12 protein-coding genes are annotated in these 17,535 nt (G+C 41.7%); 4 read left to right on the top strand and 8 right to left on the bottom strand.

Annotation, left to right across the window (positions count from 1 at the left end; all coding sequences use genetic code 11):
• Positions 1–143 precede the first annotated feature (143 nt).
• Complete coding sequence (locus tag LEP1GSC199_RS05330; RefSeq protein ID WP_002978483.1) at positions 144–3,542, bottom strand: chitobiase/beta-hexosaminidase C-terminal domain-containing protein; 3,399 nt, start codon at positions 3,540–3,542, stop codon at positions 144–146.
• A 638-nt stretch (positions 3,543–4,180) separates the two neighbouring features.
• On the opposite strand from LEP1GSC199_RS05330, the gene LEP1GSC199_RS05325 reads away from it, so the two are divergent.
• Together LEP1GSC199_RS05325 and LEP1GSC199_RS05320 are read left to right on the top strand one after the other, a co-directional pair.
• Positions 4,181–5,209: an LA_0442/LA_0875 N-terminal domain-containing protein gene (locus LEP1GSC199_RS05325; RefSeq protein ID WP_002978335.1), complete on the top strand. Its 1,029-nt coding sequence runs from the start codon at positions 4,181–4,183 to the stop codon at positions 5,207–5,209.
• A gap of 10 nt (positions 5,210–5,219) precedes the next feature.
• Positions 5,220–6,947, top strand: a complete 1,728-nt coding sequence (locus LEP1GSC199_RS05320) for a hypothetical protein (RefSeq protein WP_002978224.1) — start codon at positions 5,220–5,222, stop codon at positions 6,945–6,947.
• A gap of 9 nt (positions 6,948–6,956) precedes the next feature.
• On the opposite strand, the gene LEP1GSC199_RS05315 is transcribed toward LEP1GSC199_RS05320, so the two are convergent.
• Positions 6,957–7,871 carry an alpha/beta hydrolase gene (locus LEP1GSC199_RS05315; RefSeq protein WP_002978498.1) on the bottom strand — a complete coding sequence of 305 codons (915 nt, stop codon included), beginning with the start codon at positions 7,869–7,871 and terminating at the stop codon, positions 6,957–6,959.
• Between the two features lie 127 nt (positions 7,872–7,998).
• Here LEP1GSC199_RS05315 and LEP1GSC199_RS05310 point away from each other — a divergent pair, with 127 nt between their 5' ends.
• Together LEP1GSC199_RS05310 and LEP1GSC199_RS05305 are read left to right on the top strand one after the other, a co-directional pair.
• A complete protein-coding gene (locus LEP1GSC199_RS05310) occupies positions 7,999–8,616 on the top strand; it encodes a CsgG/HfaB family protein (RefSeq protein ID WP_232420653.1) in 618 nt (205 codons plus the stop codon).
• Between the two features lie 22 nt (positions 8,617–8,638).
• Entirely contained in the window at positions 8,639–9,112 is a 474-nt protein-coding gene (locus LEP1GSC199_RS05305) for a Dps family protein (protein ID WP_198288756.1), read from the top strand.
• Between the two features lie 157 nt (positions 9,113–9,269).
• On the opposite strand, the gene LEP1GSC199_RS05300 is transcribed toward LEP1GSC199_RS05305, so the two are convergent.
• From LEP1GSC199_RS05300 to LEP1GSC199_RS05275, 6 genes are all read right to left on the bottom strand, one after another.
• Positions 9,270–10,064 carry an alpha/beta fold hydrolase gene (locus LEP1GSC199_RS05300; RefSeq protein WP_002978417.1) on the bottom strand — a complete coding sequence of 265 codons (795 nt, stop codon included), beginning with the start codon at positions 10,062–10,064 and terminating at the stop codon, positions 9,270–9,272.
• 12 nt (positions 10,065–10,076) lie between these two features.
• On the bottom strand, positions 10,077–11,177 hold the full coding sequence (locus LEP1GSC199_RS05295; protein ID WP_002978120.1) for an SH3 domain-containing protein: 1,101 nt from the start codon (positions 11,175–11,177) through the stop codon (positions 10,077–10,079).
• A gap of 1 nt (position 11,178) precedes the next feature.
• Positions 11,179–12,396 carry a pyridoxal phosphate-dependent aminotransferase gene (locus tag LEP1GSC199_RS05290; protein WP_002978485.1) on the bottom strand — a complete coding sequence of 406 codons (1,218 nt, stop codon included), beginning with the start codon at positions 12,394–12,396 and terminating at the stop codon, positions 11,179–11,181.
• Between the two features lie 8 nt (positions 12,397–12,404).
• A complete protein-coding gene (locus LEP1GSC199_RS05285) occupies positions 12,405–14,102 on the bottom strand; it encodes a DNA repair helicase XPB (protein WP_002978410.1) in 1,698 nt (565 codons plus the stop codon).
• Positions 14,103–14,432: 330 nt separating this feature from the next.
• Positions 14,433–15,407, bottom strand: a complete 975-nt coding sequence (gene dusA, locus LEP1GSC199_RS05280; RefSeq protein WP_039926144.1) for a tRNA dihydrouridine(20/20a) synthase DusA — start codon at positions 15,405–15,407, stop codon at positions 14,433–14,435.
• 12 nt (positions 15,408–15,419) lie between these two features.
• Complete coding sequence (locus LEP1GSC199_RS05275) at positions 15,420–17,534, bottom strand: flagellar biosynthesis protein FlhA (RefSeq protein WP_002978198.1); 2,115 nt, start codon at positions 17,532–17,534, stop codon at positions 15,420–15,422.
• Between the last annotated feature and the right edge of the window lies 1 nt (position 17,535).

Raw genomic sequence — 17,535 nt, 5'->3', positions numbered from 1 at the left:
TTAAACTGCATATACCCATAACCCTCGCGAGCATTCTGCCCATAACTTACTGCCGATGGACTCACAGGTAAATACCCAAACTCTAAATCCGATCGGGTTGCTTCGGGGTGCACTATCGCTTCGGTCTCACCCAAAGTGGTTGGTTACCAGATAAAGATAGAAGCTTTGGTTGAGTTAGCAACGTTTTGCGTGGCTGCAATTATTTTGCCACTAACAGAGTCTAAAACAACACTAGGATAATAACCAGAATTACTCCCTTGTCCCACCGATAGGTCTGTATGGGTGCAAGCGGTCCCATCTAGATTACAGCGGAAAAGAGAGGGTTTATACGAATTCGCTACATTCGTAGTAATAACGAGTAACTTTCCATTGGCAGAGTCTAAAGCAACACTGGGATACTGCCCAGAACCATTCCCTTGCCCCGTAACTGCGGATAGATCAGTATGCGTGCAGCTAGTTCCGTCTAGATTGCACCGAAAAAAACTGAGTTTGGAGCCGTTACCGTAATTCCAAGTAACAACCAGTAACTTTCCATTAACAGTGTCTAAAACAACACGGGGGTTAGAGCCAGAATCAGTCCCCTGTCCCGCAGATATATCTGTGTGAGTACAAACTGTTCCATCCAAATTGCATCGGAAAAGACTCGGCTTTTTAGAGTTCGCCCCGTTCATAGTAACAACGAGTAACTTTCCATTAACCGTATCTAAAACAACACTGGAAAAATATCCAGAACCATAGCCTTGTCCAACGGACAGGTCTGTATGGGTGCAGGCTGTTCCATCTAGATTACAACGAAAAAGGCTCGGTTTTTGAAAGTTCATTCCGTTCCGAGTAACAACGAGCAATTTTTTATTGGCAAAGTCTAAAGCAACACTGGGATACTGCCCAGAACTATTCCCTTGCCCAGTAACCGCGGATATATCAGTATGCGTGCAGCTAGTTCCGTCTAGATTACAACGAAAAAGACTGAGTCTGGATCCGTTACCGTAATTCCAAGTAACAACCAGTAACTTATCATTGACAGTGTCTAAAACAACACTGGGAGTCTGTCCAGAACTAGTCCCTTGTCCCACAGATATATCTGTGTGAGTACAAGCTGTTCCATCCAAATTACATCGGAAAAGACTCGGCTTGTTAGAGTTCGCTCCGTTCATAGTAACAACGAGTAACTTTCCATTAACAGTGTCTAAAACAACACTGGGAGTCTGTCCAGAACTAGTCCCTTGTCCCGCAGATATATCTATATGCATCCCTGTCGCGCTTGTTCCTGGAGGTGTCGCAGTAGTCAACGCACCCGCATCCAACAACGACAATGCACTTGCACCAGCTGCATTACTAGCCACCACCCTAAAGTAATACAAAGTTCCACCACTTAACCCAGTAATGGTCGCATAAGGATCCGTCACTGGCCCAAAACTAGTTGAAGCTGTAGTTACACCAGGACTTGTGCTATAGTACACAGTGTATGATGTGGCACCAGTGACCGGCCACCATTGTACAACGGCACTGGTTCCTCCAGCTTGCGCTTCCACAAAGGCAGGAGCATTGGGTGGGCCCACATGAAAACTTTGACTTCCAGCTGTGCTTAAGTTTCCCGCGAAGTCACGAGCTAAGTATTTGACTTGGTTACTCCCATTGGATAAGGCCACTGCTGTTGCATATACCGTTCCATTTGTGACTTCTCCCGAACCGTCAAACGTTGGTTCTGTGCCATTGAGTGTATAAATGACTTTGTCACATCCAGAACCACCAGTGTCGGAACAACTGAGTTGGAGTTGGGTTCCAGAGGCAAATGGGCCTGTTCCTGTTGGAGATGCCATCGTCACAACTGGAGCGGTTGTGTCTTTATTTGATGTGCGTGTGGTAGAACCAAAGCTTCCAACTAAGTTCGCCACACAAATGCGGATGGTATTGTCCCCTTCCACAAACTGTGAGTTAGCAATGGTGCTGGATGTATCTGATGCGGCAGCAATATTACCCGTTACATTTGAATTGGAACCAGTATTGGTGAGTGCCGTTCCATTGGAACAGCTAGACCCGCCCAAACGAATTTGGTAGGAACCTGCTTTGCTACTTTGCCAATGGAGCAAAACATTGGATGATCCATTGATAGCTGCTGTGTGCGAATTGACTGTGATGGTGGCCGCTTGCGTATCTACAGTATAATTTTGTGAACTCACACTCGATACATTGCCCGCTTTGTCACGAGCCACAAACTTTGTATAGGTGACAGATCCATCTGTCAAGGCAATGGCGGCAGAAAATAATGTCCCACTGATTATAGTTCCTGTTGTCCCTTGAATAGCTGGATTTGTTGGATTCGATCCTGCTTGAACCGCATAAGCAATTTGATCACATCCACTTCCACCGGTGTCAGAACAGGATAGAGAAACCGAAGTGGCCGTTCCGTAACTTCCTGCTCCAGGATCAGCAGACACGACAGGAGCCGTATCGTCCCTTTGCAAAGAAACTACGGCAAAACCAATAAGGGCATTGGAACCAGTGACACAGATACGGTAAGTCTTCGTGCCTTCGCCTGTAAAGTGAGTATGAGATCGAACGAAGGTTTGGTCAACGTTTGCGATAGCCGTTCCAGTCGCGGCGATAGTTCCGGAATCACAAGCACTCCCTTCGCGGACGGTGAATGAACCAGAGCGATTGGACCTCCACGTTGCTGTGGAACTACTGATGGCGCCCGCTTGAGAACTGATGGCAGGCGAGGATTGGTTTACAATGGTAATAGCGGGAACTTGGGTATCGATCGTATACACAATGCTAAGCGGTGCGGATAGGTTTCCTGCTAGGTCACGACAAAATGCATTAAGAGCATGAGGTCCCTCTTTGGATAAGGAGATGGCTTTGGAGGATTTAGTGATCACCACACCATTCTTAGGCGAAAAACCAGGGATTGTGGCATCTAAGGTATATACGATGGAGCCTGGTGCTCGATTGTCCGTACATGTCAAGGTCGTAGATTGGGTGGTTGAAAATGTGCCAGCTAACAATGAACTAGTGAGTATTGGTGCAGTTGTATCATTTAGGATAGCGACAATAGTAGTGTCATTCGGTGTTCCGTCCCCATCGGTATCGAACCCAAGAGGATTGCCATTTGCATCCACAATGATCACGACAGGATTTCCTGACCCACCGGGGCCTGATGTCAAAAATCCAGGAGGATTAGGACTGATGTAATAGTCCGCGATTCCGTCTCCATTGGAATCAACTGCATCGGGAATCCCATCTCCATTGGTATCGAGTAACAAAAGATTCGGAGTTGTGCCACCGTTAAGAGTGATTCCATCAGAGACCCCGTCTCCATCCGAATCGACCAGCGTCCCATCCGGGACTCCATCGGCTGACAGATCCACAGCGGTGCCAGGTGTTAGGTTTTGGGCTGAACTCGGGGATCCACCCACAAGACCGAGTAAAAAGGCAAAAGGACTAATCCCTTGTTGTGGAGTACCATTCGGTAAAAGAAAAACACAATTGCCGAAAAGAAGTATGAGTAGTGAGAAAAGGAAAGACTGGAATTGGACTCGCATATTGTTTGGCCTAAGATTTCGCATTTATATTATAAAATGCGAATGTAGGTAAGCTTTGGTTCGATGCCCATCGCATTTTCTCATCCAAATAAAAAAAATTCATTTTTCCGTTAATAACGTTCTAAAAAAGGGCTTCCACCGTTTTTAGCGGCTTGGAAATAAGAAAGGATTTAACGAGAAGCTAATCTTAGGGAATTACCAAACAGTAGAAGGCTTAAATTTGTTTCTAGTTATGGCTAATCACTACCATTCTGAGTCAATCATCACACCTTTTTCCTCTTACCATTCATGAAAACTTCGCTGAAAATTGAATTTTTATAGAAGTAGGATAATTTGCATAATTGAACATATAACAATAATTATTATCTTCGGAAGGTAATTTTTCTTTCCACAAACACTGAAACACTCGATAGGCAATGAAGTTCCTAAATGAATTTATTGAGGCGAAAAAAAATATATAAATTTATCTTTTTAAAAATATTTAAGCGGAATTTCGAAATTTGAATCGAAGGGCAAAGATTTTTTCGAATTGGAGAATATCTTTGAAGTGAATTTTCATCCAACAACCCTTCGAAAATTCTCTTGCAATTTCTTGAACAAATGCAAAAATTTTGGGAATCTATAATGGATCTCCTTATATGAAAAATTTCACCTTCTTAATTTTCTTTTTGTTATTATCTTTCCCACTCCTTGCAGTGAACACAGTCATTCTAAAAAATGGAAAGACTCTAAAAGGGAAAGTCACTGACCAAAACGAACGCGGACTTACAGTACAAACCGCAGAAGGCCCACAAACCATTTCTAAATCACAAATCCTAAAAGTAATTTATAAAGATGTAACTGAGCAAGAAGCAGAAAAAATTCGAATCGCAGAAGAAAAGAAACTACGCGAAAAAGAAGAAAGAGATAAAGCCAAACTAGAAAAAGAACGGTTACTTGCTGAAGCAAAAGAACAAAAACGCTTGGAAGAGGAAACAAAACTTGCCGAACAAACAAAACTCGCAGCGAAAAAAAACAAAGAAACTTTAGCAGAAAAAGAAGCCAGGGCAGAAGCGGAGTGGCTTGCAACTCGAAAACTCGGCCCTTCGCCTGCCGCAACTAAGTGCGGCGGTCGTTTCGCTATTATTTGGCGATCAGCACTAATACCAGGATGGGGTCAATTCTGCGGAGGATCAAAGGTATCTGCGGGAACATTTAGCACCTTATTCTTTGGAACTCTTTTGTATACATTAGGCCCGCTTCACACAGAAGAACAAAACTCAAAATCTCATTATGATACTATGATTTTGCTCAACCAAATAGGAGGGCCAGGCACAAGACTCAATGCACAAAACATCAGTTTGCCTTCCGAATTTTTCCAAGTATTTGCAGAGTCTTCCATTGCAGAAGATTACATTGCAAAAAGTCGAGAGGATGCGAAAAGCACCAATACCAAATATTTAGCAGGACTGGGAACAGCTGGTATCATCTACATCACCAATGTGGTTCATGCTTATATGATAGGAAAAGACAGTTATCCAGACCGGCCCACAGTCAGCACTGGTGGAAAACAAATCAAAGAAGGTTTGGATTTTGAAACGAGTTGGGATAGGCCATATTCCATTACTGGAATTCGACCACAGACAAATTCAGTGTACGCCGAAGTTCGTTATTCACTTCTATTCTAAGGGGATTTTTATGAAACAATTACTTACCATACTACTACTGATTCTTTTCTCCTTTCAATGCAAAATTTTTAAACCTTCTGATTTGGATCCATCCCAAGACTTAGGTACCTTACAAACATTACTAAGGTATCTTGCATTAGCCGATGCTTTTAACACCTACAGCCAAACCGTTACCTTTATGAAGTTTACAGATTCCAATGGCAATCCTTATGTGAATGGCATTGTTGAATATTCTGTCTTTAATGAAGCCGATGAAAATGGGGTTCCTGTTTCGCCCTTCGGAGAATCAGGCAATATCCAACCTTATACTGTTACTTTGGATACTTATGGACGGGGATTTTTATTCTTCAGCGAAAGAGGAATTGCAAAAATCACAGTTAAAAATTCAGGGAATGCCGTTGTTGGAAATGCTAGTTTTCGAGTTTATAACGGAATCACCAAACAATCGTTCTTCTGGCTAACTCAAAGTGGTCCCACTCAGTTTTTTTTGGAAGACCTAGCCAATTACCGAAATCGTTTGGGAACGTCTAACGTATTTACCTCGCTTGGATCAGCCAACGGGCGACAGTTTCTCTATTTACAAATACAAACCTCTTACACTTCATCCACTCAATATTCATCCACAGGATATATCATTTCCAGCGCCGATGGGGAGAATTATGACCAAGTAACAAAAGTTGATGGAGTAAACCTAAAAGTAGATTCAGGATACGAAACCTTTTTAAAAATTTCCAAACCAATGTTTAATGGATCGGAATATGTTTTTTTCTTATCGGAAGAAAGGGCAACCTACCCAGCTCCCGGAACCTATCAATCCAATAGAAACCTAATTTTTAAAATCCACCAGTCTTTCCCTAGCACAAGTGAAGTCATAAACCTTCCCATTGCCTCCGATGCAAACTTATATCGACCCGATATGTTTCCTTGGATTTACCCTGCCTATTACTTCTCTGGACGTTACCTTGTGACGCCAACTTACAGTTCAGGAACACAAACCAGGCCAACTCTTTTAAACGAAAATTTTGCAGTAAACCAAGATGTTGTATTGGGATTTAGTTGTGCGGTGGCTGAACCGAATCTGACAGCCTTATCTTACCAATTAGTGAATGTAGGTGGAACAGAATACCTACAATGCCAAAGTTCATCTTCTCCACCATTAGGTAATACAACATACCAAGTCCGTAGCTTGGACAGTGTTGGACTCTCCAATCGTATTGTGACTTTTGATACCGGTGGAGGTGGGTACACATTCCAAACTCCCCCATTTCATGTGAGGGGGAAATTAGTTGCCTTATTGACGAATAGTGGGGTTATAGGATTTACTTTTCCCACTGACAACTATGCAGGAGCCAGTCCAACAATTTCAAGAAATGCAAGTCAAATCACAGGTTTTACCACCTTATTAGCAAATGGCAACCCACTCCTTCGTAGTGTCAAAAGTTCTGGAAACGCAGACTTTTTTATCCTTTCAACCCAACCAACATTTGCAGCGACTACCATAGAAATCTACCGAAGTACAGATTCGTTAGCCAGCGCCTTTCCCTTACCACCAATTCCTAACGAATACAATTCTCCAATAGCCAATGCAGAACAATTGCAATCTGCCAATGGAAAATTAAACTATAGTTGGTCGATTTATGGGCCTATTGGAATTGGCTCCTTACCAGTTTTTCTCACTCGTTTTACAAAAGATGATGGAAACTGGGAAGATGTCCCTCGATTGATTAAGATCCGCTAAAAAAGGAAATCATTTGGGAAAGAATGTATTTTCCTTCAAAAAAGAATTCACAATCGTTTCATATTCAGTAAAACGTGTATCTATCGACTTACAATGAAGTGCACCCCAATCTGTAACCAATAGTTGTTTACGATTTGATTTTAAATTTTGGAAAATCTCTTCTGAATGAGAAACAGGTGTAACCTCATCTTCCTTGGAATGGATGATAAGGACTGGTATAGAAATGAATTTGGCCGCTTTTTTCGGGGACACTTCGTCCACAAGAAAGTCTGCCCTCAGTTCCGCAAGAGAGAGAGCAATAGGAGAAAGAAAGAGAACTAAAGGGGAATAAATATCGACAGCACGTTTTTCTACGATCGAACGCATATCCATAAAAGGAGAATCCGCAATCACAAAGGCAAAGTCACTTCGTCCTTCTGCATATTGTAAGGCCGTCGCCCCCCCAAAGGAAGCACCAAAAACTCCAATCGCTTCTTCGGGAACAGTACTAATCTCAGAAAAAAATTCCATCGCACGTTCCAAGTCATGTTTTTCGTAAAACCCGTACGTTCCGTATTCCCCCGCACTTTCTCCATGGTGGCGAGCGTCATAAGTAAACAAACTGCAACCTCGTTTCCAAAATAGAGGTGCATATTTGAGAACGCTATAACGGGTCCTTTTGTGTCCATGGAGCAAAACAACACCACATTTTTTCTTTTTAGGGTTTTTGAAATACCAACCGCGCAGTCGCAAACTTCCATTTTGAAACCGAACAGATTCTGGGTCAGGAAGCCCAAAATCGGCAAAGGATTTGATCTTTAATCTCGTCTTATCTTCCTCTAAGTTGGAGACAGGAAAGGAGATGATAGAAGATGAAAAGTAATAACCTGCGCCTAGCAAAAAAAAGGTGAGAAATATTATAAATATACTAAGAATCTTTTTCATCAAAGGACCTAGTTGGAAAAATCTAGGAAAGACCACAATAGGAAAAGCGAATTTTCCAAAATGCCAGTTTTTGATGCGAAAAAGAATTGCCGGCTTACGATCCTTCCATCATTTCTTAAGGAAATCTATGAAACTATATTTAGCGTGCCTATCCCTCCTTCTTAGCCTTTCGTTTGTAAACTGCCGCACTATGGATGCTGCTGTCCAATATCCTGAATCGGGAAAATCAGACCTGGGTATTTCTAAAGTCGCTGTTTTGCTTTTTGACATTGAAGAAGCAAAATGGGGGGACGAATTTACGGATGCAGTCTCATTACAAATTGCCAAACTCCTCCCAATCAAAGTCATAGAGAGAGAACAACTTTCTAAAGTAGTGAACGAACAAAGTTTTTCAAAAACAGGGATTATCGATACGCAAACAGCTGTTCGTCTTGGAAAAGTTTTAGGTGTGGATGCCCTTATCTTTGGACGAGGATCTGCCCTAAAGAAATACGATGAAAAAGGCAAACTCATCCCCAATTTAGTAGATACAGTCTCATTAAAAATCGTTCACATTGAATCTGGCCATGTTATTGTCAATGCACGCAAAAAACCTGGTGCAGACTGGACCATGGGTCGCCTTCTCCAATATAGTTTAGGACTCGGACTCATTTGGAGCCGAGAGGACATTCTACTCACAACCAGCCAATACGACGTTGTCGCGGAAAGTTTGGTGGAACGTATTGTTTCAGAACTAAAAAAATAATAAATCGCTAATTTAAGGACAAATGATGAAAATTAATATTGGAATCCCAGAAGAAGAAAGAAGTGCTATCTCAGAGTCTTTAAAAAAACTCTTGGCAGATACGTACACTCTTTACCAAAAAACCCATAGTTACCATTGGAATGTTACAGGCCCCATGTTCCAAACTCTACATATTTTGTTTATGACCCAATACACAGAACTTTGGAATGCCATAGATCCCATTGCAGAAAGAATTAGATCCCTCGGATACTATGCTCCTATGGGTGGATGGGAATTTGCAAAGTATTCAAGCATAACAGAAGATAAAGAAGTACCCAAAGCCAAGGAAATGATCAAACATTTGGTGGAAGGAAACGAAGCGGTGATCCGCACTGCACGCGCCGCTTACGAACCAGCAGAAAAAGGAAACGACCAAGCCACTTTAGATTTACTCACACAACGTTTAGACATTCATGAAAAAACCGCTTGGATGTTGCGATCGTTACTAGAAGAATAAACAAATTGGAACAGTAGTCAAATCCAGACTACTGTTTGTTCGTCCGTTAAAACCATTCTAGTTCCAACAGAAACTCACCAACTAACGTATAATTTTTCTTTTTTTATTGCAAACTTATCGTATCTTGCTTTAATTTCAAGTTATGCGAATAAAATACTCAAGAAATTAATAATACTTCTTTGTTCAAAATTTCCAAATATTCTTTCTGGTTGGTAAAATGGATGTAATGTCCACCGAATGGAATCGTTTTGATTTTAACATTCGTAAAGAATTTTTCTATCAAAATCAAATCATCCTTTGTGATATAGTCAGAAGCTCCGCCCACAATAAATAAAACCTTTGTATCAGAGGATATTTTCTCTGGAAAAGGATGATCAAAAACCTGCCTGGCTTGGTTCAGTCCTGCAACATTCAGTTTCCAACGATACTCCCCCGAGTCCAACCGTTCCAAACTCATCTGTAAAAATTGGCGGATAAACGTGTCTGGTAGATATTTTGCCATCTCTGTATCAATGTCCGTTCGTGTAGAAAATCCACCAAGTGGGAAGGACATAGATGCGATTTCTTTCTCATAAACAAAAGGATAGGACCTAGGTGCTATGTCCTGAACGATTAAAGCTTTTAAAACACCCTGATGAGTAAAATCAAAATACATCGCAACAAGTCCTCCCATCGAATGTCCGAGTAAAATTGGATTTTGAATTTGATGATCAGAAAGGAATTCTTCTAAATCTTCAGACATTAGTTTAATGGAATGTTCGTTTGTATGAGGTGAATCCCCATGATTTCTTTGGTCTAAGGTATAAACGGATCCAAATCCAGAAAGTGCCTTTGCCACCGTTACCCAGTTTTTGGAAGAACCGAATAACCCGTGTAAGATGACAATATCACCGATAGATTTTTGATTTTCCGCAGTTGGTAAAAAAGGATAAAGTTTATAGCTGAGTTTCAAGAAAAAACCTTCTTACCGAAAACATTCCTTCTTTAGAATCTGTAAATGAGGAAGGATTTGTTTTTTTTCTCTAGGGCCAATTTCTGAGGCATACCGTATCATTTGGTTAATCTCAGATTTAATCCCTTCCCCAACAGGGGAAAAACAAGGAATAGAATCTGGATCCTTAGTCATGGATTGTAAATTGGCAACCAAATCTTTTGTGTATAAATTTACATAATTACCTGTGGGGAAAAGATAAAGGTAACGCAGTTTTCCCTTACGCATTTCTTCCAATCTGCATTTTAAATCGGTTCCGCAATCTACACTTGGCATACTTTCTGACGCCAAATAACCTGCGTAATCCGAATGTTTTGTTTTGGGATAGGACTCAAGTAACTTCCAAAAATAATTGGAATCTACATAATATATCGAGGAAGCATAATCATATAATAACTTAGTTTGGTGGCGTTTTAAAAATTCCAGAGTGGACGGATCATTATCAGGTTTGATTTCCTTTTCATTCATCAAATCCACGGTTTTCTTCAAAAAAAATCCAGCCTTTGCTCGAATGAAAATAAAGTCATCTCCAGTGAATTTCCCAGAGCCGGAAACGTGAAAGAGGGTATCGGTTATTTCTTGTTTGGCCGTAAAATCAATGTTCTTTGAGAGAATCATTCGTTCCGCTTCAAATAACAAAGTGGAGAGATATTGTTTCGGTGGGACAGAACGAACCGCAGAACGTTTGATAAATCCAGAAAGTCCATCTTCCAACTTAACAGGAATCCAGTCTTCTTTGGGGCTCTCGAGCGAATCCTTATCATAAATCACGGGTTCACCGAATTTAAGTTTGCGCAAAACATCACTTTTCTCGTCAGCAAACAAGTGTAAGTTAAGGCCAATTACAGGAATTACAATCAAAGAACTGGAATCACGTTTACGAAGATCCGATGGTTTTGTTTGTTTAATTTTTTCCTGAATGGTTGGGGCCGCTAGAAGCGAACCAAATACTAGTGAAAAAAATACAACTTGGGTAACAAAAGAAAATTTTCCAAAACCCGAACCTTTAGGATATCCTAAACGAAACGCAACCGGCCCTCTACAAAAAATTTTTAGTAAAGGGCGGAAATTCATTTTACTTTTGTAAATCCAGAACCATTTGTTTGATGCGAGAGACACCTTTTTCGATGTCCTTATCACCTAACGCATAAGACAAACGAATGGCTTTGTCATCCCCGAAAGCAATTCCAGGAACGGCCGCAACATTGTATTTATCGAGTAAGATATCACAAAAAAGTTTGGAATAAGAACTTTCTTTTTTTTCTGCCACTAACCTTTTAAATCCGGGAGTTTCATAAACACCAGAGATATATGGAAAAGCATAAAAAGCACCTTCTGGCATACGACATTCAAACCCAGGAATCTCGCGTAACAGCCCTACGATGAGCTTTCTACGTTTGTCAAAGGCCTTTAGCATTTCTGCCACAGGCGCTTGGTCCCCAGTGAGAGCCGCCTCTGCTGCTGCTTGCGAAATGGACGAAGCATTGCTCGTCGATTGGCCTTGCATAGTATCCATGTTTTTCACAATCTCCGCATTCCCTGCTCCGTATCCAATCCTCCAGCCAGTCATGGAATAGGCTTTGGACACACCATTCACCACAAAAGTTTTTTCCTTCATTCGGGGAGAGATCATCGCTGGATTTACAAATTCTAATCCATCATAAATGATTTTTTCATAAATGTCATCGGAAACAGTGATGATGTCTTTTGGTTCCAAAACCTTTACGAGTGCTTCCACATCCGAACGAGTGTATGCGGCACCAGTTGGGTTCGATGGAGAGTTAAAAATAAAAACTTTTGTTTTTGGAGTAATTGCCTTTTCCAATTGTTCGGCAGTGATTTTAAATCCACTGGAAATATCGGTTGCAACAATCACAGGAGTTCCCTCTGCAAGCCGAACGATGTCCGCATAACTCACCCAATACGGTGCAGGAATGATGACCTCGTCGCCAGGATTCAGAGTTGCCATAAAAAAATTGTAGAGAACCTGTTTTCCCCCTGTTCCAACGATGATTTGGTTCTTTTCGTATTTTAAACCGTTTTCGGTTTCAAATTTACGAATGATTGCCTCTTTCAAAGAAACAGTTCCACTCACGGGAGTGTATTTGGTTTTCCCCTGGTCCATTGCTTTTTTGGCAGCTTCTTTGATATGCACTGGCGTATCAAAGTCAGGTTCCCCTGCACCAAATCCAACAACGTCAAGTCCACTCGCTTTTAATTGATTTGCTTTTGCAGTGATCGCGAGAGTGGGAGAAGGTTCTACGACATCCAGTCGTCTTGCTACAAGTTTCATTTTGTCCTCTATTTAGTGAGTAATTCTTCCGGAACAGTTTCTTTAAACTGATCCAAAGTATAAATTTCGTATTCATACCCTTGTTCAGTGAGAAAAAGTTGTCGGTTCTGTCCGAATCTTTCTTCGTTTGTATCACGCGAGATCAGCGAGAAAAATATAGCCGTATTGTCTACGGATTTTGGACGAAGGATCCGCCCGAGTCTCTGCGCCTCTTCTTGTCTCGAACCAAATGTTCCCGAAACCTGGATGGCAATGTTGGCATCTGGTAAGTCGATGGAAAAGTTTGCCACCTTCGATACCACAAGTTGTTTGATTTGGCCAGAACGAAACGCTTGGTAGAGTTCCTGTCTTTCAGGCAGAGGAGTTTTTCCAGTAATCAAAGGGATTTTGAAAGTTTGAGAAATTTCTTCCAACTGATTGATGTACTGTCCAATAATCAAAATGTTGTTAGATGAATGTTTCTTTAAAATATAACTGATGGCACGTAATTTCTCTGGATTTTCAGATGCCAAACGAAATTTTTCACGATCATCCGCCACAGAATACTTCATACGAAGGTCATCTTCCATAGGAACTCGGATCTCCACACAATTGGCTTCGGCAATCCAAGATTTGGCTTCGAGTTCTTTCCAAGGTACATCGTATTTTTTCGGACCGATAAGTGAGAACACATCTTCTTCGAGTCCATCTTCCCGAACAAGAGTTGCCGTAAGACCTAACCTACGTTTGGCTTGGAGTTCGGACGTCATACGAAATACTGGTGCTGGTAATAAGTGAACCTCATCATAAACGATGAGTCCCCAATTGTTTGCACTGAAGATATGGAAGTGGGTAAAGTCCCCACCTTTTTTCTTTCTATGAGTTAAGATATTGTATGTCGCAATGGTGATTGGTTTGATTTCTTTCATCTCACCCGAATACTCACCAATGTCAGACTCAGGAATATCCGTTTTGTCTAAAATTTCATTTCTCCACTGACGGATGGACAAAGTGTTCGTTACAAGGATAAGAGTCTCAGCCCCAACAATTTGCATCACCCCCATACCCACGATGGTTTTTCCCGCACCGCAAGGAAGAACCACTACACCGGATCCCCCTTCGTTACGTCCACCAGCATGGAACGCTTCTACCGATGCTCTTTGGTAGTCGCGCATTCCAAACTTAATTCCACCTTTTGTCGTAGGACGTAAGTTAAATGGATATTTGTTTCCTTCATCGTAACCCGCAAGGTCTTCCACCGGAAAACCAATTTTGATTAACGCTTGTTTGATGTGACCACGGTATTCTTTTTTAATCCGAATTTTATCACCTTCCATTCCATCCACAAAGGGTTGAACGGCCCGGTTATTCGCAATTTCTGTGATGAATCCTTTTTCATTGGAAATGATATACAATTCGCCGGTTTCTTCTTTTACAAGTTTCACTTTTCCGTAACGAGAGATTTGTTCTCTCACTTCATTCATTACGTTTTTAGGAACAGAATAACGGGCAAATTTTGTTAAACCTTCAATGATCTCTTCTGCAGTCATTTTTATGGATGCTGCGTTCCACAAAGAAAGTGGAGAAATGCGATAGGTATGCATATATTCCGGGCTTTTTTCGAGCTCGGCAAACTTGGCAATGAGGTCCCGACAGGCTTCAAATTCTGGGTTATCCACCTCAAAAAGCATCGTTTTGTCACTTTGTACGGTAAGTGGCTTGGTCATGGTATTCCCTCTCAATTTAACCAGGCTGGGAATGGAAACCGCCCTGTCAACCCATTTGATTTTAATAGATTTTGGATGCCATTTCGCCCCCTTTTTCGTTCAAATGGAGAATTTTTCGAACGAATCTGCCGGTTAGACCGTCTAATCTGGGTTAAGCTATACCAATCAGTTTAAAATTATTGGATTGACTTTTTCCTTTTTTATGGGCGTTCCCCAATCTCACCTCAAGCCAAATTTCTATTCTAACAAGGGTCAGGCTACTTCGGGGTGCGCTAACGCTCCCGTCCCCCGCCATCTAACGATGGCAGGTGACCTTTGCCCTCCGTATCCTTAACGCAAAGCCAAATAGTCTTTTAAAATGGATTCACTGGCATCGTTTGAATGCATTCTATCAGTCAAAAACTTTCGGTATTCACGAGCTCCTCTTTCCCCATGATAGAGTCCCAAAATATGGCGAAGGATGTAGTGAACCTTTCCCTCTTTCTCGATTACAAAATGAACATAAGGGATCAGTTCAGAAAGAACTTCTTCCCGAGTCCTTGCGGAACCTTCCTCATGATAATACAAAGAATCTACTTCACTAAAAAGAAAAGGATTGTCATAGGCGACCCGCCCAATCATCACACCATCTACTTTTGTTAGGTGGTCTCCTATTTCCGTATGGGATTTGATTCCCCCGTTGATAACAATGGACAAATCGGGAAAATCTTTTTTTAAGGAATAAACATCTTCATACCGAAGTGGTGGGATTGTTCGATTTTCTTTGGGCGAAAGCCCTTCTAAAATTGCAATCCTGGCATGAACAATGATTTGGTCCACACCCGCTTCCTTAATTTTGGATACAAAATGATATAGGTCTTCGTAACTTTCTTTTCCATTCACACCAATCCGGTGTTTTACGGTCACAGGTATTTTGACTCGGGATTTACAAAAAGCAACCATCTCAGCCACAAGGTCTGGTTCTTTCATCAGGCATGCCCCAAAACTTCCGCTTTGTACCCTGTCCGAAGGACAACCTACATTTAGATTGATTTCATCATAACCATATTCTTCACCAATTTTAGCACATTTTGCAAGAGCCGTCGGCGAATCACCACCTAACTGAAGAGCGATGGGATGTTCTTCTTTGGAAAAACTTAAGTATCTATGATTGTCTTTTCCACGGAGGATGGCACCTGTGGTCACCATCTCCGTATATAAAAGTGCGCGCCTTGTGATGAGCCGCATAAAATAGCGGAAGTGCCTATCAGTCCAGTCCATCATCGGAGCGACGGAGATTCGACTGACGGGGACCTGTGGATTCAAAAACTTATCTCCTTACGCTTCTTGCGGGTGTTCCTCTCTGGAGGGAAGGCTCAGAACCGAAGCAATTTCCGTAGGAACGCCTCTATGGATCTCTTCCGAAGCAATTACTGCAAAGTTCCTTGGAGGGAGTTCCTTTGTCAAAAAGAATGCAAACGCTTGTCTGAGGTAACGAGAAACCACAAAAATAAGGAATCTATTTTCATCGAGTGCCTTCTGGAGTTCATTATACACCGATTCCAAAATTCGCACACGCACATCATGCGGAAGGATGATGATTTTACTTCCGTCCGTTTCATCGAGTGTGATACTTTTATTCATCCGATCAATGATCCTTGGATCAATGGTAACCACATGTAACTTACCATCGGGAGAAAGAAAGTCGTTGATGATTTGGCGTGAAAGTGACTGTCTTACATGTTCTGCCAAATCAAACGGGTTGTTCGTTCTGGGAAGGTGGTTTGCAATCGCATCCATAATTTTAGGAAGGTTTTTAATCGAAAGGCCTTCTGCCAAAAGATTTTGTAAGGTTTGTTGGATGATCCCAAGCCTTCCTTGTTTGTCATAATCCAGTTCTCCCACAAGTGTCGGGTGAGTTTGTCTTAAGTGTTCGAGTAGAGCTTTCACTTCTTCTCGTCCGAGAAGCTGCGATGCATAATTGGAAATCAGTTCTTTTAAGTGTGTGATGATGACAGTCGACGGATCTACTACCGAATAACCCTTGTTCTCTACTTCAATTTTATCATTTGGATCAATCCAAGTGGCTTTCAGACCAAAGGCAGGCTCTGTAAATGCCTCGCCGATAATAGCATCTAAATTCCTTGCCGTGTTGTTCATGGCCATCAAACGGTCAGCTCTCACTGCTGACTGACCCACAACCACTCCATTGATACGGATACTATAGTTATCATGGGGGATTTCTAAATTGTCTATGATACGGATCGCAGGAATCACAAGACCAAAATCGATTGCAAATTTTTTACGAGTGTTGGCAATTTGTTCTAGTAAATGTCCTCCCGAGGAGGAATCCACTAACGGGAGTAAGTCGCGACCGAGTTCCACCTGAATGGCTTCGACAGAAATTTCTTTAATATAGTTTTCTGGCTTTTTCTCCTGGACTTTTTCCTGTGCCACAGTTTCGATTTTTTTAATTTCTTCTTTGGCTACTTTTTCAATCGAATAACCCAAATACCCGATGGCACTTGCTAAAAACAATAGAGAGAAAAAAGGAAGACCCGGAATCAAACTAGAAAGGCCGAGGGCACCTGATACCACATACAAAGTTTTGGCGTTTCCAAAAAGTTGGTCTTTGATCTCCACGGTCAGTTTCTTTTCAGAACTAGAACGAGTGACAATGATACCGGTTGCAGTTGTAGAAAGTAGTCCTGGAATTTGGGAAACGAGTCCATCCCCAATCGTAAACTTTCCGTAAGTTTCAATCGAAGCCAGGAATGATTCTCCACGAATGGTCGATCCAATCAAAATTCCACCTAGCAAGTTGATGGCGGTAATGATAAGGCCGGCTCTCACGTCCCCTTGCACAAATTTGGAAGCTCCATCCATAGCCCCATAAAAATCCACTTCTCTTTGGACTTTTTTACGTTTCACCTTGGCTTCAGCCTCAGTAATCGCACCACTATTCAGTTCCATATCAATGGACATTTGTTTCTGTGGCAATCCATCCAAAGTAAACCTTGCTGCCACTTCCGAGATACGAGTTGCACCTTTAGTGATAACTAGTACCTGAACTATCGTTAAGATGATAAAAATGATCAGTCCTACAACATACTTACCCAGTCCCGATTCCCCACCCACGACAAAGGTTCCAAAGGCTTCGATCACACTCGAATTCATGGCAGGCCCTTTTGACAAAATTTGTCTTGTTGTGGAAACGTTTAGGGCTAACCGAAACAAGGTGGTGATCAGTAGTAAACTCGGGAAAATAGAAAACTCACTCGGTTCTGTTACCGAAAGAGCCGTCATAAGTATGAGGAGTCCAAGCCCAATACTAATCACAATGAGAATATCTAATAAAAAACCGGGCAAAGGGACTATGAGCATCCCCAAAATGAGAAGTGTCCCCACTCCTAGAATCACATCCGATTGTTTGAGTAAGTCTCTAAAATTCATT

Source organism: Leptospira vanthielii serovar Holland str. Waz Holland = ATCC 700522 (assembly GCF_000332455.1).
GTDB lineage: Bacteria > Spirochaetota > Leptospiria > Leptospirales > Leptospiraceae > Leptospira_A > Leptospira_A vanthielii.
The sequence above is the reverse complement of the archived record's forward strand: the minus strand, read 5'-3'. Positions and strand labels throughout refer to the sequence as shown.